The 16,976-nt window shown below is 49.4% G+C and carries 12 protein-coding genes; 1 reads left to right on the top strand and 11 read right to left on the bottom strand.

Features of this window, described 5'->3' with window-relative positions:
• From hutI to DPO_RS19305, 7 genes are all read right to left on the bottom strand, one after another.
• Positions 1–1,176, bottom strand: a complete 1,176-nt coding sequence (gene hutI / locus DPO_RS19275) for an imidazolonepropionase (protein ID WP_236610000.1) — start codon at positions 1,174–1,176, stop codon at positions 1–3.
• Between the two features lie 89 nt (positions 1,177–1,265).
• Positions 1,266–3,296, bottom strand: a complete 2,031-nt coding sequence (locus DPO_RS19280; RefSeq protein WP_006968039.1) for a urocanate hydratase — start codon at positions 3,294–3,296, stop codon at positions 1,266–1,268.
• 131 nt (positions 3,297–3,427) lie between these two features.
• Positions 3,428–4,615, bottom strand: a complete 1,188-nt coding sequence (locus tag DPO_RS19285) for a CaiB/BaiF CoA transferase family protein (protein WP_006968040.1) — start codon at positions 4,613–4,615, stop codon at positions 3,428–3,430.
• Positions 4,616–4,639: 24 nt separating this feature from the next.
• Entirely contained in the window at positions 4,640–5,770 is a 1,131-nt protein-coding gene (locus DPO_RS19290; protein WP_006968041.1) for an acyl-CoA dehydrogenase family protein, read from the bottom strand.
• Positions 5,771–5,788: 18 nt separating this feature from the next.
• Positions 5,789–6,946 (bottom strand): acyl-CoA dehydrogenase family protein, encoded by a 1,158-nt coding sequence (locus DPO_RS19295; RefSeq protein ID WP_006968042.1) that lies wholly within the window; start codon positions 6,944–6,946, stop codon positions 5,789–5,791.
• A gap of 291 nt (positions 6,947–7,237) precedes the next feature.
• Positions 7,238–8,194 (bottom strand): MarR family winged helix-turn-helix transcriptional regulator, encoded by a 957-nt coding sequence (locus DPO_RS24155; RefSeq protein WP_006968043.1) that lies wholly within the window; start codon positions 8,192–8,194, stop codon positions 7,238–7,240.
• Positions 8,195–8,512: 318 nt separating this feature from the next.
• Positions 8,513–9,886 (bottom strand): YjiH family protein, encoded by a 1,374-nt coding sequence (locus DPO_RS19305; RefSeq protein WP_006968044.1) that lies wholly within the window; start codon positions 9,884–9,886, stop codon positions 8,513–8,515.
• An 820-nt stretch (positions 9,887–10,706) separates the two neighbouring features.
• Here DPO_RS19305 and DPO_RS19315 point away from each other — a divergent pair.
• Positions 10,707–11,621, top strand: coding sequence for a glycine cleavage system protein H (locus DPO_RS19315; RefSeq protein ID WP_006968046.1), 915 nt, complete (start codon positions 10,707–10,709; stop codon positions 11,619–11,621).
• A 20-nt stretch (positions 11,622–11,641) separates the two neighbouring features.
• Here the strand turns inward: DPO_RS19315 and DPO_RS19320 are convergent, their stop codons facing one another.
• From DPO_RS19320 to cooS, 4 genes are read right to left on the bottom strand one after another with little or no spacing between them, the layout of a single operon-like run.
• Positions 11,642–12,169, bottom strand: coding sequence for an archaemetzincin family Zn-dependent metalloprotease (locus DPO_RS19320; RefSeq protein ID WP_006968048.1), 528 nt, complete (start codon positions 12,167–12,169; stop codon positions 11,642–11,644).
• Positions 12,166–13,512 carry a sigma-54-dependent transcriptional regulator gene (locus tag DPO_RS19325; RefSeq protein WP_006968050.1) on the bottom strand — a complete coding sequence of 449 codons (1,347 nt, stop codon included), beginning with the start codon at positions 13,510–13,512 and terminating at the stop codon, positions 12,166–12,168. The genes DPO_RS19320 and DPO_RS19325 overlap by 4 nt, the downstream gene beginning before the upstream one ends.
• A gap of 2 nt (positions 13,513–13,514) precedes the next feature.
• Complete coding sequence (locus DPO_RS19330) at positions 13,515–15,083, bottom strand: PAS domain-containing sensor histidine kinase (protein ID WP_006968051.1); 1,569 nt, start codon at positions 15,081–15,083, stop codon at positions 13,515–13,517.
• Positions 15,084–15,093: 10 nt separating this feature from the next.
• A complete protein-coding gene (gene cooS, locus DPO_RS19335) occupies positions 15,094–16,974 on the bottom strand; it encodes an anaerobic carbon-monoxide dehydrogenase catalytic subunit (protein WP_006968052.1) in 1,881 nt (626 codons plus the stop codon).
• Positions 16,975–16,976 lie beyond the last annotated feature (2 nt).

A 16,976-nucleotide genomic window follows, 5' to 3' on the forward strand; every position in this document is an offset into this window, starting at 1 on the left:
TTATAGTTTTTTGGAAAATACAATCTTACCGGTTTTAATCACCGTTTCCACGGTATTTACTCCCACATGATAAGGAATGAACCGGTAAGAGGGGTACTCAAGAATGACCAGATCTCCCTGTTTCCCTACATCAATGGAACCAATGGTATCAGCTCGCCCGACAGCCGCAGCCCCGTTGATGGTCAAAGCAGTTAGTGCTTCCTCAGGACTCAGTTTCATGTAGAGACAAGCCAGGGCATAGATCAGGGGGATAGAGTTGGAAAAACAGGATCCCGGATTGAAATCTGTTGCCAAGGCAACTGCGCACCCATGGTCGATCATGGAGCGGCCTTGGGCATAATCTTCTTTGAGACTGAAGGCGGTTCCCGGCAACAGTGTTGCCACTGTGCCGGAGGCGGCCAGATCACGGATGCCCTGTTCAGAGGCTTGGAGCAGGTGATCCGCGGACACGGCACCTAATTCTGCCGCCAGTTCGGTTCCGCCCAGCTGTACAATCTCATCGGCATGGATCTTGACACCGAGCCCCAGCTCTTTGGCTCTTACGAGGAGTCGCCTGGATTGATCCACAGAAAATACGTTTTCTTCACAGAAAATATCACAGAATTCCGCCAGTCCTTTTTCTTTGACTTCCGGGAGTATTTCCATGACATGGTCGACGAATTCATCTGTTTTGCCCTTAAATTCAGTTGGTACGGCATGAGCACCCAAAAAAGTTGGGGCGATATCCAGGGCATGACTCTTGTTGAGGCGGGCCATTGCCTCAAGTTGTTTGAGTTCCGTTTTCCGGTCCAGACCATAACCGCTTTTGCCCTCCACTGTAGTCACTCCAAAGGAAAGCATAGAATCAAGCCGCCTGGTCCCTACCACTAGAAGCTCGTCCAAAGACGCTTTGCGGGTGGCACCCACCGAGTTGGCAATGCCGCCTCCCCGGTTCATGATGTCCATGTAGGAATCACCCCTGAGCCGCCAGGCAAATTCATCAGGCCGATATCCTCCGAATACAAAATGGGTGTGTGAATCTACAAAACCTGGAATGACCGCCTTTCCGGCAGCATCGATGACGGTAATTTCTTTTTCGTTTATCCCCTTGGTCACTTCGTGGGAGGGGCCTACTGCAGTGATTTTTCCGTCAAGGATAAGCACACCACCATTTTCTATGATGCCCAGATCAGACATCGCTTCACCCTTTTTTGCTGTAAAGCCTTTACAGGTCACCAATTGAGCAGCATTTTTTACAATGAGGTTTCTGTTCATTTTTCCCCGGTTTATTTTATTCGTTCATTAACAAGTTCTGAGATCAAATTTTCATCGGCAATATAAGGAATCGTCACATGGGCCTGTCCCTGGCTCATCTCGTTAAAGGCCATGCAGGTTTCCATGGAATGCTCATTTCTGGCCCAGGCACGTCGAGCCACCCCACCCATGACATCCCAGAGCATGGCTCTTTTTATTATGGAATCAATTCTCGCACTGCCGTCCAGAACCAGACCGAATCCGCCGTTAACGGCCTTGCCGATACCAACCCCGCCCCCATTGTGAAGAGCCACAAGGCTCATGCCCCTGGCACAGTTACCCGCAAAACACTGAACCGCCATGTCGGCCATAATGTTGGAGCCGTCCTTGATGTTGGCGGTTTCCCTGAAGGGAGAATCCGTGCCGCCGGTGTCATGATGGTCCCGACCCAGCATGATAGGACCGATGTCTCCTTTTCTAACCATGTCATTGAACTTCAGGGCAATATTCACCCGTCCCATGGCATCCTGGTAGAGTATTCTGGCCTGAGTACCAACAACAAGCTGATTCTTGTGGGCATCCCGGATCCAGATATAGTTATCCCTGTCCTGGAATCTGCGTTCGGGGTCAATACACTCCATAGCGGCCTGGTCGGTCTTGAGCAGGTCTTCCTCCTTGCCGGACAGGCAGACCCATCTGAAGGGGCCGTAGCCGTAGTCAAACATCAAAGGCCCCATGATATCTTCCACATAGGAGGGAAAAATAAAACCGTCCATGGTGTTTTCACCGTTTTTGCAGATCTCTGTGACCCCGGCGTCGAATACAGCGCGCATAAAGGCATTGCCGTAGTCAAAAAAATATGTGCCCCGGTCCACGAGGATCTTGATCAGCTCATAATGGTGGGTCAAAGATTCATCCACCTTTTTGGTGAACTCTTCCGGATCATCCTTGAGCATCTCGGTTCGCTGCTCAAAGGTCAGGCCTTGGGGGCAGTATCCGCCGCCATGGGCCACATGACAGGAGGTCTGGTCTGAGAGCAGTTCAATGTGGATGCCATTGTTTACGGCATATTCCAACAGATCCACCACATTTCCGTGAAAGGCAATGGCCATAGCCTCTTTGGCGGCCACAGCAGTCTTTGCCAACTCAAAGCTTTCTGCAGGACTCTTTGTGACTTTGCTGACCCAGCCTTGATCAAATCGGGTCTGGATCCTGGATTCATCCACTTCTGCAATGATGCCCACGCCGTTGGCGATCTCAACAGCCTTGCCCTGGGCACCACTCATACCTCCCAAACCAGAAGTGACAAACAGTTTTCCAGTAAGATCGCCGTCTTCAGGAACCCCAAGTTCCAGGCGAGCGGCGTTTAAAAGGGTGCCGTATGTGCCGTGGACAATGCCCTGGGGACCAATATACATCCATCCGCCTGCGGTCATCTGGCCGTAATTGGCAACCCCCAGGGATATGGCTCTTTCCCAGTTTTCCTGATCATTGAACAGCCCCACCATCATAGCGTTGGTGATAATAGTCCTGGGTGAAGAGGGAGAAGATTTGAATAAGCCCAGAGGATGGCCGGACTCCACCACCAGGGTCTGGTCTTCGGTGAGATTTTCCAGGTATTTTTTAATGACATGGTATTGCATCCAGTTCTGGCAGACCTGGCCGGTTTCCCCGTAGGTAACCATTTCATAGGGGTAAAGGGCGATTTCAAAATCCAGGTTATTGTCTATCATGACCTGGAAGGCCTTGCCCTCGACACATTTTCCCTTGTACTCATCAATGGGAAGTCCTTTGATCCGGCCGACGGGCCTGAACCGATATCCGTAAATCCTTCCAAAGGTCATAAGTTCGTCTAAAAATTCCGGTGCCATTTTTTCATGCCATTCTTCGGGCAGATATCTTAAGGCATTTTTAAGAGCCAAGGTGATTTCATCTTTGTTCAGGTGCAGGGAACGCTTGGGGGCCCTTCTGATACCGTATTCGAATTCAGGCATCTGGGGCAGTTCAGTGAAAATATTTTGGATACTGATGGTCATTGCATTGGAAACGTCAATATTTTTCATGGCGATTTTTTTCCTTTTTTCATTTAGAAGACTTCGATCATCACAAAGGCACAGGGTTTGCTTTTTATTAATTCTGTGTCCTTGTGGTCGAATAATTTTCCATATTTTGTTGTGTTCATTAGAACAGATCTTTATATGATTTTGTTGTCTGCCAACTTTTTGATGAACTGGTCGTCAAACCCGAGTTCGTTTTTCAATACCTCTTTGGTATGTTCACCCAGCAAAGGAGAGGGACCCTGGATGGTCGCCCTTGTATGGGAGAATTTCACAGGCATGGCCGGAATCCTAGTCGGACCAGCAACGGGGTGGTCCACAGGGACCAGCATCTCCCTTGCTTTGATGTGATCGCTTTCTGCAATCTGCTGAATATTGTAGATAGGAGATGCAGGGACTCTAGCCTGCTCAAGGATATCCAGGACCTGTTCAACGGTCAGTTCGTTTGACCAGGAGTGAATGATCTCCTTGAGGGCTGCATCGTTCTTTCCTCTGATGGTGTCCGTCAAAAATCGCTCATCTTCCATAAGTTCGGCCCGGTCCATGACCTCGCAGAGCCGGGAAAAGCCTGTATTGTCAAAGGTGGCAATAGTGAAATACCCGTCTTTCGCCTCGAATACATCATAGGGGTAGCTTGTGGGGTGACGGGAGCCCATACGTCCCTGAACTTCTTTTTCATCACCCAGATAGGAGAACAGGGACATTTCCAAAAGGGAGAAAATCGAATCCACCATGGAGACATCAATGGACTGGCCATATCCGGTTTTTTCCCTGTTGTACAGGGCAGTGACTATGGCAAAAGCAGTGTACAACGCTGTGGAGGTGTCCCCTAAGGAGACACCCACCCGGGTGGGGGGCGCCCCTTTCTGGCCGTTGATGCTCATGATGCCCCCCATGGCCTGGGCCACCAGATCAAAAGCGGGCAGATGTTTCATGGGACTGTCCTGACCGAACCCGGAAATGGATGCATAGATGATACCCGGGTTGATTTTTTTGACGTCAGGGTAGGACAAGCCCAGCTTTCCCATGACCCCTGGGCGAAAATTTTCCACAATCACGTCTGATTTTTTGATCAGGGATTTGAGGATCTCAAGCCCTTTTTTATCCTTAAGGTTTAAGGTAATGCCTTTTTTCCCCCGGTTCAGGGACATGAAGTAGAGGCTTTCCCCGTTGACGGCGGCTGAAGGTTCCCTGGCTCCGTCTCCGCCCATGGGATGTTCCACCTTGATGACCTCAGCGCCCATATCTGCCAGCATGGCCGTGCAAAAGGGGCCGCTCAATACCCGGGTCAGATCCAGGATTTTAACATTCTTTAATGCACTCATAATCAATCCTCCTTAAGTTGCGGTTTAATTGAGCCGGCCGATGACCCGCTGACTGATCAGATCCATCCGGGTGATATTTCTGCCCAGCAGGGTTCTTAAGCATTTTACATCTCTGAAAAAGTGTTCCACTGGAAATTCAATCATATATCCCACGCCCCCGTGAATCTGCAGGGCCTCATCCGTGAGAAATTCGGCTAAGGCCTGGGCAGAGAGTTGGGTTGCAATCAAATCCGTTAACCCTATGCGTTTTTCATCACAGGCCCGGGCTGCTGCATAGACCGAGGCCCTGCCCTCCCTTAGTCTTATGTACATGCTTGCGATTTTTTGGCTGATACCCTGGAATGCAGCAATTTTGCGGCGAAACTGTTCTCTTTCCTTGGCATATTCCAGGGCCAGATCAAAGGCTCCCTGAGCCATGCCCAGGAACATGGCAGCGGTCTTGAGCAAAAGATTTTGTTCAAGGATATTGACTGGATCTGCCCCTGTTTCATCGCAGGAAATCATGGCGCTTATTGAGATCTGTGTGGAATCAAAATTCACTGAGTGCCAAGACATCATGTCCATACCAAGTTTTTTTTGGGGTTCCGAAACATCTATGCCGGGCATGTTTTTAGGGAACAGAACCAGAATCCGTTCCCCTTGACCGTCTTCAGGATGAGCAACAGCCAGGAAAAAATCGGCAATGCCTGCATTGAGAACGACGGGTGCTTCTCCGGTTAGAATCAGGGTATCATCGGTTTTCTGGTAACAAACCGGTCCCGGCCTTTGACCCAGTTCCGGACAGATCAGGGCTGTGACGGATTTTCCCTTTAACAGGGGGGCGTTAAAGGCTTTGATTTGGTCAGGGGTGCCGAATTGGGCCACAACTTCAGCCCCCACATCTGCGAAGGACAGGGCCAGGCCCATGGTTGAGTCCCTTCGGCAAAGTTCTTCTGTTACCAGAACACTCTCCATCATCCCACATTCCTGCCCTCCGGCCGATTCAGACCAGGTCAGGCCGATGAGATCCAGCTTACAGGCGGTTTTAAGCATCTTTTTGGGAAATTGCTGTTTTTCAATGAGGTCCAGAATCTGGTCGTCATCAAATTCTCCCCGGGCAAAATCCCGTGAGGCTTTCTGTATAAAAGTCTGTTCTTCTGTGAGTTGGAATGTCATGGTTTTGTCTCCTTTTCCTTATGAGGGCCGCTGGCCTGTGAGCAGTTTACGTCCAATGATAATGCGGTGAATTTCCGCAGTCCCTTCGAAGATCCGTAAAATCCTTGCATCCCGTAGAATCCGTTCCACCACGTTTTCAAAAAGGCACCCGTCTTTTCCGAAAATCTCCATTGCTTTTTCAACGACCCGGCCCACCATCTCAGATCCGTAGAGTTTGCACATGGCCACTTCCAACTGAGCATCTTCCTTTCGGTCCATTTTCTCAGCTGTTTTATAGAGCATGGTTCTGGCGGCGTAGAGTTCTGTGGCCATGTCGGCCAGAAGCCATTCAAAAGACTGGTACCTTGCAAGGGGCTTACCATTGAACTTTTCGGAAGACGCATATTCTACAGCCATGTCCAAGAGCCTTGTAGCCATACCCACCGAGGTGGCAGCAACCCCCATCCGCCCTTCGTCAACGGTCTTCAGGGCCACAGTCAATCCTCTACCCTCGGTTCCGATGAGATTTTGAGCCGGCACCGGAGTGTTCTTAAAAATGAGCTCGCTTTTGTGGGAGCCTTGCATACCCATGGACTGATGAACATTGCCGATGGAAATGCCGGGAAAATCTTTTTCCACGATAAAAGCAGAAATCCCTCCCTTGGGGCCTTTTTCCGGATCGGTGACGGCAATGACAATGAACACATCGGCAATAGGGGCATTGGTTATAAAATGTTTCATGCCGTTGAGAAGGTATACATCCCCTTTTTTTTCAGCCATAGTGGTTATACTGGCAGCATCAGATCCGGCATTTGGCTCGGTCAGAGCGAAGGACGAGATCCATTCGCCACTGGCAAGTCTGGGTAAATATTTTTTTTTCTGCTCTTCGTTACCGTCCAAAACAATGCTTCTGGATCCCAACCCGTTATTGAGACTAATGATATCCATAAAGGCAAAATGGGTCCTGGCCAGTTCCTCTTCCACTGTGCAAAAGGCGGTTTTGCCCATGCCCATGCCCCCGTATTCTTTGGGGATGGTCAATCCGAAATAGCCCTTCTTCCTCATTTTGGTCAGAATATGCTCGGGAATCTGGTTATTGGTTTCAACATCCTGCTCAAACGGCGCCAGCTCTTTTTGTGCAAACTGCCGGATTTCCTTTCTGAGCGCTTCCAATTGATCTGATTGCAAAAGGGTCATTTCTGCCTCCTTTAAAAGATATTAATCCATTATATAATCACTTATACAATAAATTACATAAAAACTTTTTTGTTTGTCAATGCTTTTTTTTAAAAAAGTATTGATAGATTGGATTGCTGGTTACGTAAATTGAGCTAAGAGCCTTTCAGAAGAGGGGATTGGACAAAAAAGCGAGCCCGGAACAGGCTCTGTTGAGAATAATTAAAAAAAACACGGCCTGGAACAACTTTTTCCGGGCCGTGTGATAAGTCTTTTTATAAAAAGTATGGCTTTGAAAACAGGAGGTTGGGGTTAACTCATGGTCCTATAAAGCCGGGCAAAGGACGCGGCAGACCCGTTTTCTATTTCCCTGAGCTTAAAATTGTTTTTTTGAAATAATTTTAAAAGATTGGAGTTGGCGGTCTCCACGTCTGCCGTTATCTCTGAGATATCCTTTTCAGCCAGTTCAAAACCTGTTTTATCCAGCAATACCTGGATGATGTGGTCGGAAATCTGGCCTTCTTCAAATATGAATATCAATCGGGCGGTTTTAGTATCCGAGTCAATAGCGGCCACGCAGGCACCGATGATCCGTTCCAGGTGAACTGCCAGGAGAATCATGTGGGTTTGGGTTTCGTATACGGCCTTATGAATCCGGTTGATCCAATCAACGTTCTCAGGAAGGGTACCCGGGTTTTCTGCCATCCAGCTAAGAGCCAGGGACATAAGTGCGTCATGATATGCTTCTGTATAGGGAACAATCTGTATTTTTTCCAGAAATCGATCAAACTGCAGCTTTTTTTCAACCAGGTCCACAAGGTCAATACGGAACATTTCTTTTTCCAGTTCTTCCAACAGCTCAAGGACGTTGGAGGGTTTGCCTTCAATTCCAGGCAATTCATTCATGGTTTCCAGCAGGGCTTTCCATACGGGTCGGATTTCGTGGAGTTTTTCTTTTCCGGATTTCGTGAGGATGACTTTTTTGACCCGCTTGTCTTCCTTGTTCTGGGCGATCTGGACAAATCCTTTTTTTTTGAGAAATGTGACGATCTGGCTGGCCCCCGGGTGAGTAATTTCCAATTCACTGGCAATTTGGGAGATTGTCACCTCTTTCTGACTGCTCAGAAGATAGAATACCGGAAACCAACTGGCCTCGAAACGGATGTCCTGATCTCTATAGATCTTTGAAAGATCAGTGAAAAATTTGTCACTCAATCGTTTCAGCCGTGTACCGAACAGGAGTGCGCCTGTCCTCTTGTATAGAGACATATTAAGCCTTTAAGTTATTAACTTATATAATATGCCTCATAAAAAACACATACCTGTTCAACTTTGCAAGCGATTTTTTTTATTTTCTCCGGACATTGTTAAATTCCGAAACAATCTGATTCAAATCCCGGCTTATTTTTCACATTAAATTGATAAATCTGAGATTCTTTCGATCTGATTCCTCAACATCAATACAGGGAATCGGAATCATGTTATTCAGCAGCAAAGAGGATTGTGTCCCTGACAACATGAAGGTGCCTTTCGATCATCAAATATTTTCAACTGTGATCCCGATTCCCTGATTTTTACATCGACGACTTAAAAAATAATATGGGTCGCAACCGCCACCAAGGGAATTGCAACGATTGTTCTGATTATAAAGATGACAATCAGATCCATCAAACTTAATGGGATATCGGCTTCAAGCATGGCATTGGCACTTTCCGTAAAAAATATAATCTGTACGGTTGAAAGGGTGCAGATAAAAAAAACACTCATTGCTGCAACTTCACCGCCGGAAATAATAATGACGGGAAGCGCGATTTCCGCAATAGATACCAATACAGCTGGTGCAATTTCTACAGCATTGGGTAGTTGCAAGAGAGACAGAATTGGTGCAAAAGGGGCGCCAAGGTAATCAAACAAAGGCGTATAGGTTGCAACAACCAAGGAAACGGTTGCAATAGATATAACATAGGCTACGATTTTCTGGGCAAAGGTGATCGCATCCCAGAAACTCTTGTAAAGCATATCAAGCCGGGTTGTGGATGCTTTTGCCACCGCTGCATCAAAGGCTCTATTAAAAATTTTTCCATCATAGGGTATGGGTGTTCTTTCGTCCTCTGTCTGGGGTCTTCCATCAAAATAAACATCTTTTTTTCTTGACAAAGGCGGAATTCTGGTGACGATTGCGGCAATAATAAAAGAAATGATAAATGAACTGATAATCATGTGGGGAAGATATTCCATGATCCCGCCAATGGATGTCAGGAGAGCAAAAAAGCCCAGGCTGCAAACGCTGAAGTTTGTAGCAATACTGGCGGATTCCCTCTGAGTGTAATAACCGTTCTTATATATCTTATTGGTGATAAAAATACCAACCGCAGGTGCTGCGACAAAAGAAGCAACCGCATCTACCGCTGACCTGCCCGGCAGCCTGTATACCGGTCTCATCAAGGGCTCAAGCAATGTTCCAACGAACTCCAAAAAACCAAATTCTGTAAGCAACAAAACTAATATTCCGGCTATGGAAACAGTTAAAAATACGCTGCCCCCAAGATAGAGGGCTAACCCGCCTACATCTTTATGCAAAAACCATTCAGGCCCCAGCTTAAACGTCAGCATAAACGTGAATATGCCTGCCAGAATAAAAAGGAAACCAATGATATTGTTGTCCTTGGCATGATATTTTTTCAAGAAATCGTTTTGCGACACCTTGGAGAGTACCCAGGTTACGCACAGCAATATGATAACACCAAGGGTAAGGTAATTGATATTGTCGCCAATCATCTTTTTGATAAAATCAATGGCAATGATAAGGGGTATTTTGGATTTGTCCGACGACGTACTGAAGGGTACGAAAAAAATCAATACACCGGCAAGGCTTCCGAGCAATGCTTTTAATGCCATTGAAAAACCTTTTGATGTCCCGCTGTAATCTTCAATATTTTCGTTTAGTTCTGCAGATTTCATAAAATTACTCCTTAAAAGGTTATTTTTTTAATCTAATTTACAACTCAAAACTTCATAAGTAAAACCATCTCCTTTCAGTGCTGGGTTTAAAGTTAACAATCGAATCAATTTTAATCTTTGCCTTAATAAACAATTTATGAACACGTCGCTTATAATCTGCGAAAAATTTCGTATTGTTCTTTCCCATTGGCACCTACAGTGATTAAACAGACTGAAATTTTGTTTTTATGAACATCCAAAACACGATAAATTGGATAGTCATGACCATTTTTCAAAATTTGCAAGTACTTCATGCTTTGCAGTTTCCCATAATGAATTTTAGTTATATAAAATATATATAAGTGATTATATAATATATAAAGTAAACACTTTTTATTTGTCAACACTTTTTTGGATTCTGTTGCAAAAAGTAGGGAATATCTGATAGAGACATCCCTCAATCTTTAAAATTCATGGCAGGAGACAGTGACGAATCAGACAAATCCGTATTTTCAACGGAAATGTCCGAGCAGATCTGGCCGGAACGGCGGTAACATCATGACGGAAACAGGGTGTCGCTTTTGGCAACATTCGCCAGGCGGCCCTGTTCATGATCCATTTGAATGGATATCCTCAAAAAATCCGGCCGCCGTGTCGTAAAAAGCAACATCGCCATGTGATCCTCCCATGACCGGCGGCCGGTTTTTTTCTGTCTGTATGAAAAAAACTCCTTTTATTTCAATAACATAGCATTCAATCTGTCTGCTTTTTTTCTCTGGCACCTGGTTTGCAAAAAGAATAACCAATCGCAGGGGGGCAAGCCCTGCAAAGGAGGTGTATCATGAGATCCCAAAAACAGAACCATGAGGTAAAAGGGTTCCAGGTCGTTGAAGACGCGTGTATCTGGATGAAAGCAGGCATTGTGCCGTTTAAAATGTGCGACAATGTGTATGACTGCCGGACCTGTCCGTTTGACAAGGCCATGCAGAAAAAAATGACGGCCATCCGGCATCTGGAATCCCGGGGTGACGGCACCGCCCTGGCGGAAAAATTACGGACCATTTACAAATGGCATCCCCGCCCCTGCCGGCATGTGCTCACGGGCCGCGTGGATGGCCCCAGAACCTGTGTGCTGAACTATGAATGCTATCATTGTGAGTATGACCAGATGCTGGATGAGGAAGACCTGAACGGTTTCAGCAGAAAACCGGCATTTTCACTGGCGGCCGGGTACCGCCTGGCCCGGGGTTATTACTATCACAAGGGACACACCTGGGCACGATTCGGCCATGGCGGACGGGTGACGGTCGGGTTTGATGAATTTCTGGTCAAACTGTTCGGCATTCCTTCAACCATTTCGATTCCGCCCATTGGCACGGGGGTGAAAAAAGATCATGCAGCCGTGTCATTTTCCCGCCGGGACAAGTCAGCCACGGCCCTGTCTCCCGTCACAGGGACGGTCCTGGCCGTCAACACCAAAGCCCAGGCCCATCCGGAAATCGTTCATCAGGATCCCTACCATGACGGGTGGCTGTGTATCCTTGAGCCGAATATGCCCAAACGAAACCACAAGGGCCTTTTTTATGAAAAAGAAAGCCTGGAATGGACCGACGGCGAAAGCCAGCGGCTGTTATCTATGATCGGGCCGGAATACATGGATCTGGCTGCCACGGGCGGAGAACCCATTGATGATGTATACGGCAGTTTCCCGGAAATCGCATGGGAAACTCTTGCAGAAAAATTTCTGGGAACCTGAAACCCATGAGGAAAATCAGCTCACGGGGTCAGGCGCCTTTCGCAGTCCGGGCAAAGATAAAAAGGAATCTGGTCCAGATCCGTGATGGCACCGGAAAAATGCATGATGCATTGGGGTTCATGGCAGTGGAACAGACTGAACAGGTGCCCGAGTTCGTGGAGTGCGACTTTTGCCGCCCGTTCGTAAAACAAAGACGGCGGCGGCAACGATCCGTCGGCGTTCCTGTTCAGCCTGAACAGCGAAATCATGGAAAGATCACCTCCCTGGACGGCGTACCCATATGCATAGTTGAAAATGGGAATAAAAATATCCAGGGATGTGACCCCCACAATTTTAGAACACGCCGGGAAATTCCATGCCCCCAGCTGTTCGATGATGATACCGGCATCATACTGGTTCCGCCGGTCATCAAACGCGGATTCAGGCACGGGCCGTTTGGGCAGAACAACGGCCGGACACCTGTAACAGGCCGTAATGTTGGCTGCAATCACCTTGAGTACGAGTGCCGGGACCTCTCCCACCGGCACCACCCCGATCTGCTGTGTCATCGGTCTTTTTTCAACTGATCCCGTTTAATGATTTTATGAAGTGTGGCCCGGTTGATCCCTAAAATTTCAGCTGACCGGGTAATGTGCCAGTCCTGTTCATCCAGTACCCGGAGAATATGTTCCTTCTGGACGGCTTTCAATGTCTGAGCCCTGGGCCCGGCGGTTCGGGCCGGCTGCAGAAATGAAAAATCCCCGGCCGTCAGGGTCCGGGATTTGCTTAACACCACGGCCCGTTCAACGGCATTTTCCAGTTCCCGGACATTTCCGGGCCAGTCGTATGACGTCAACAGCCTGACGGCATCCTGTGTGATCCGGTCCACGGTTTTCGTGGTTTCATGGCTGTATTTTTCCATGAAATGCCTGGCCAGCAGCGCAATATCATCTTTGCGCTCCCGCAGGGAAGGCAGCCGGATCTTGATCACATTGATCCGGTAATAAAAATCTTCCCTGAATGCCTCTTTTCGGATACGGTCTTCCAGGTGGTGCCGGGTGGCGGAAACCAGACGGAAATCCACGGCCACGGGTGTTTCGCTTCCCACACTGAACACCTGTTTGTCCTCCAGGACCCGGAGCAGGTCCACCTGCATTTTCGGGCTGATATCACCGATTTCATCCAGAAACAGGGTCCCGCCGGAAACGATTTCCAGAAACCCTTTTCTGGCATGGGTCGCCCCCGTGAACGCCCCTTTTTTATGCCCGAACAATTCACTTTCCATGAGCGTGTCCGGCAATGCACCGCAGTTGATGGCAACAAAGGGCAGCTCGGCCCGAAGGCTTTTGGCATGGATGGCCCGGGCCACCAGTCCCTTGCCCGTCCCCGTTTCTCCGGTAATTAAAACAGAAGCGTCGCTTTGGGCCACTTCCGGGATCATGGCATACAGTTGTTTCATGGGAGATGACTGGCCGATGATGTTGTCAAACCGGGTGATCTGTTCCAGGTGACCTTTGAGGTACTGATACTCCTGGGTGATTTTCTGCTGGCACAGGATCCTTTCCATCACCAGGGACAGCTGGTCCGGCTTGAAAGGTTTGAGCAGATAGTCGCTGGCACCCGTGCGCATGGCTTTGACCGCGCTTTCAATGGAGCCGTAGGCAGTGATGATCACCACCATGATACCCGGGTCATCCTGTTTCACTTTTTCCAGCAGTTCCAGGCCGTCCATCCCCGGCATTTTAATATCCACAAACATCACCTGAAACGGCGTTTGTTCCAGTTTTTTCAGGGCCTCCATGCCTGATGCGGCCGTGTCCACTTCATGGCCGTATTTTTTAAACCAGGTCAACAGAGACTGCCGGACAATCATCTCATCGTCCACGATCATGATGCGAATTTTACTATCCATATCTATCCTCCCCCAGGATCATGGGCAGCCGGAGATATCACGGGAAACGACAATATAAATGCCGCGCCTTTGCCTTCCCGGCTGTCGATTTTTACTGTGCCCTTGTGGGTTTTGACCACCCCGTGCACAATGGACAGCCCAAGTCCTGTGCCCTGGCCCACATCTTTTGTGGTAAAAAACGGATCAAACAGGTTATCCTGTATTTTTTCCGGGATCCCGTAGCCCGTGTCCCGGATTTCCACACACGCCGTGTCTGATTTTGGGTCCAGCCAGGTTCTGACCGCCAGTCGGCCCCCTTCCGGCATGGCTTCACTGGCATTGAAAATCAGGTTTAAAAAACACTGCTGAAGCTGGTTGATATCCCCTTCCAGCATCAGCGGAACCGGGGACAGGTCCGTTGTCAAAGTGATATTCCCAAGTTCCAGCTTGTGCCGGGTCAGGGTGAGCACGGCATGCAGCACTTCGTTTAAATCAATATGCTGATGCTCAAGTCCGGATTCTCTGGCAAAAAACAGCATCCCGGAAACGATATTTCCGCAGCGCTCCAGTTCCGATGACATGAGTGTCAGATGGTCTTTGAACTGTGACAGCTGATCATCTTCAGGACGTCCGGCATATAACATATCCAGCATGTAATCACAAAATGTCAAAAGCCCCTGGATGGGGTTGTTGATTTCATGGGCGCAGCTGGCTGCCAGTTTGCCCAGAGAAATCATCCGGTCTTCCTGGACCATTTTCTGGATATCGGATTTGAATTTTTTTTCCCGCTTCTTCCACCGGTCCGAAAACTCCGCCGTAATATCCCTCCAGAACTCGATCACCTGCACGACTTTTCCCTCGTCATTCTTGATGGGATAGGTGTTCAGGCTGCAGTACAACCGGTTTCCGTCCGGCCCGGGATGGTCATGGATCACATAGGCGTTTGTGCCGGATCTCAAGGTTTCCAGCATGGGACAGTTCACGCCGGGAAACACGCTGGAACAAGGCGCGTTGATACCGTGGGAAATTTCATAGCAATAGGCCCCGATCACCTGGTCCTTTGTTTTTTTCACGGTATTGAGATAGGCATCATTCACATCGGCAATGGTAAAATCGGTATTGATGATGACAATGGCAGCCGTACTCTGCTGGATGAGCAGGCTGGAGAAGGTTTTTTCCGCCACCAGTTTCTTCTGGGTGGATTTGAGCTGCTGGTTTGTATGCAACAGGTTGCGAAGAATCCTGCTGATATTGTACTCGAGCACGCCAACGCCCTCGGGTTTTAACCGGATAATTTCAAGGAGCACTTCCCGGCTGCCCGTGAGTTCCAGGACACTGTCCAGGTGCTGGATATTGAGCAGATCGTAAAGATTATCCGTCGTATAAATCCCCATTTCCCGGGCAAGCTCAAACCCTTCTGCCGTGTCGTTTTTGTCGCACACCCCCAGAATTTTAATATCAAAAAACGGCACGGGATCATTTTTGATCAGTTCAAGGAAAAACCGGCAGGTCCGGCCACCGCCCACAATGGCGATATTCAGTGACACGGCCGGGTTGGCATGATTTCCGGGAGTATCTGTCTGGGTCTTCATCTTTTTGAGTTTACACCGTGCGGCTGTCCAGCCCCAGGGCTTTGCGCTTTTTCTCGATCACCCGGATCAGAAACACAGCCGCTTTTTCCGGGTCCGGTTCAACACCGAACGTGGCCCCCACCACATCGTTCAACCCTTCCGTCAGCAGTTTGACCACATTCATGGACCCGGTGACCGGCGGCATGGGGCCTAAGTGGGTGGTGATGCCGGAAGCCACACAGTAAACCCCGATGGTCACGGCTTTTTCCGAATACCATTCCGGTGCGGAACCGGCCACGGGCAGATCACTGATATCCACGCCCAGGGCATCGGCCAGAGCCGAGACCAGCACCAGGATCCGCACATTGTCCACACAGGAACCTAAGTGAAGCACCGGGGGAATGCCTAAAGCGCCGCAGATTTCCTTTAACCCCGGGCCTGCCATCTCAATGGCGGAAGGCACCTTGAATCCGGCCTTGGCACTGGCCACGGACACACATCCCGTGTCCACCACCAGGATATCATTTTCGATCAGTTTTTTGATCAATGTGACATGGCCGTAATCATGCTTGATTTTGGGGTTGTTGCACCCCACAACGCCGACAGCTCCCCGGATCTTTCCGGCTTTGATGGCATCGATCAACGGCGCTGGCGTCCCGCCCAGGGCCCCCAGAATGGTTTCAATGGAAAACCCGCCCACCGCTTCCTGGGGCGCCACCGGAATGTAGACCTGTTTGCGGTTGCCGAAATTTTCAATGGCCGCTTTCACCAGGGTTTTGGCTTTTTCTTCGGCATTGTCCGGGTGGAATTCATGGTGTTCCATGCCCGGAAACCGGGCCTTGTCCGATGTGCTGATCATTTTTGTATGATAGCAGGCCGCTGCTTTGCCGATGGACGGCATGATGCACTGGTAATCCACGATCATCATGTCCACAGCCCCGGTGCTCAGAATCAGTTCGGTCATGAGATGGTTTCCAGCCATGGCAATGCCCCGGCGCATGAGCAGTTCATTGCCCGTGCAGCAGACACCGACAAGATTGATGCCCGCAGCGCCCTTTGCCTTGGCAAGGGCCAGCATTTCCTCGGAAATACAGGCTTTGGAAACCATTTCCGACACCACGGGATTGTGACCGTGAACCACGATATTGACCTGGCCTTTTTTCAAAACACCGGCATTGACCATGGTGGGTTTGGGGGCCGGCACCCCGAACAGGATGTCCGACACTTCCGTGGCGATCATGGACCCGCCCCACCCGTCGGACAGGGCATTGCGCAGCCCCTGGGTCAACAGGCTGACCCAGTCGTTGTCCACGCCCATATGGGTGCGGTGCATCATTTCCGAGGTTTCCCGGTCAATGCCTCTGGGGGTGATACCGGCTTTTTCCCAGACTTTGCGGCGCTTTTCAGGTGCCCGGTTGACCAGGGTCACGGATTTCCGGCGCATGCCGTAATCTTCCATCATGGCATCGGCCAGCTCTCCGGCAACGGTTAGGACGTCTTTTCCTTCGGTTTGAATACCGTATTCCCTGGCCACCCGTCTGAGTTTTTCCTCACTGCGGATCTTGTACCCGGGGGCCTCGCCTTTGGAAACCGCTTCCAGCACTTCCACCAGATCCCGGCCGTGATCGGAATGAGAGGCAGCCCCGGCGGCAATCATGCGGCACAGGTTCCGGGCCACGATGATGTCGGCATCTGCACCGCAGACCCCTGTCTGGGGCCCCTGGCCGAAGGGATCCACCCGGCAGGGTCCCATGATGCAGATTCTGCAGGACAGTCCCATGTCGCAGAAACCGCACTGGGGCTGCTGGGCTTCGTGACGGTGCCACACGGTTTCCACGTTGTCTTTGACGGCTTTGTCAAATAACAGATTTCCATCGCTGGTAATCGAAACATCGGTTCTGGGATCAATCATGT

The organism is Desulfotignum phosphitoxidans DSM 13687, assembly GCF_000350545.1.
GTDB lineage: Bacteria > Desulfobacterota > Desulfobacteria > Desulfobacterales > Desulfobacteraceae > Desulfotignum > Desulfotignum phosphitoxidans.

Excerpts from the sequence above, each read along its gene's own strand:
- hutI (WP_236610000.1), bottom strand. The coding sequence starts at position 1,176 with ATGTCTGATCTGGGCATCATAGAAAATGGTGGTGTGCTTATCCTTGAC.
- DPO_RS19330 (WP_006968051.1), bottom strand. The coding sequence starts at position 15,083 with ATGAAGACCCAGACAGATACTCCCGGAAATCATGCCAACCCGGCCGTG.
- DPO_RS24155 (WP_006968043.1), bottom strand. The coding sequence starts at position 8,194 with ATGTCTCTATACAAGAGGACAGGCGCACTCCTGTTCGGTACACGGCTG.
- cooS (WP_006968052.1), bottom strand. The coding sequence starts at position 16,974 with ATGATTGATCCCAGAACCGATGTTTCGATTACCAGCGATGGAAATCTG.
- DPO_RS19305 (WP_006968044.1), bottom strand. The coding sequence starts at position 9,886 with ATGAAATCTGCAGAACTAAACGAAAATATTGAAGATTACAGCGGGACA.
- DPO_RS19295 (WP_006968042.1), bottom strand. The coding sequence starts at position 6,946 with ATGACCCTTTTGCAATCAGATCAATTGGAAGCGCTCAGAAAGGAAATC.
- DPO_RS19315 (WP_006968046.1), top strand. The coding sequence starts at position 10,707 with ATGAGATCCCAAAAACAGAACCATGAGGTAAAAGGGTTCCAGGTCGTT.
- DPO_RS19290 (WP_006968041.1), bottom strand. The coding sequence starts at position 5,770 with ATGACATTCCAACTCACAGAAGAACAGACTTTTATACAGAAAGCCTCA.
- DPO_RS19280 (WP_006968039.1), bottom strand. The coding sequence starts at position 3,296 with ATGAAAAATATTGACGTTTCCAATGCAATGACCATCAGTATCCAAAAT.
- DPO_RS19285 (WP_006968040.1), bottom strand. The coding sequence starts at position 4,615 with ATGAGTGCATTAAAGAATGTTAAAATCCTGGATCTGACCCGGGTATTG.
- DPO_RS19325 (WP_006968050.1), bottom strand. The coding sequence starts at position 13,512 with ATGGATAGTAAAATTCGCATCATGATCGTGGACGATGAGATGATTGTC.
- DPO_RS19320 (WP_006968048.1), bottom strand. The coding sequence starts at position 12,169 with ATGACACAGCAGATCGGGGTGGTGCCGGTGGGAGAGGTCCCGGCACTC.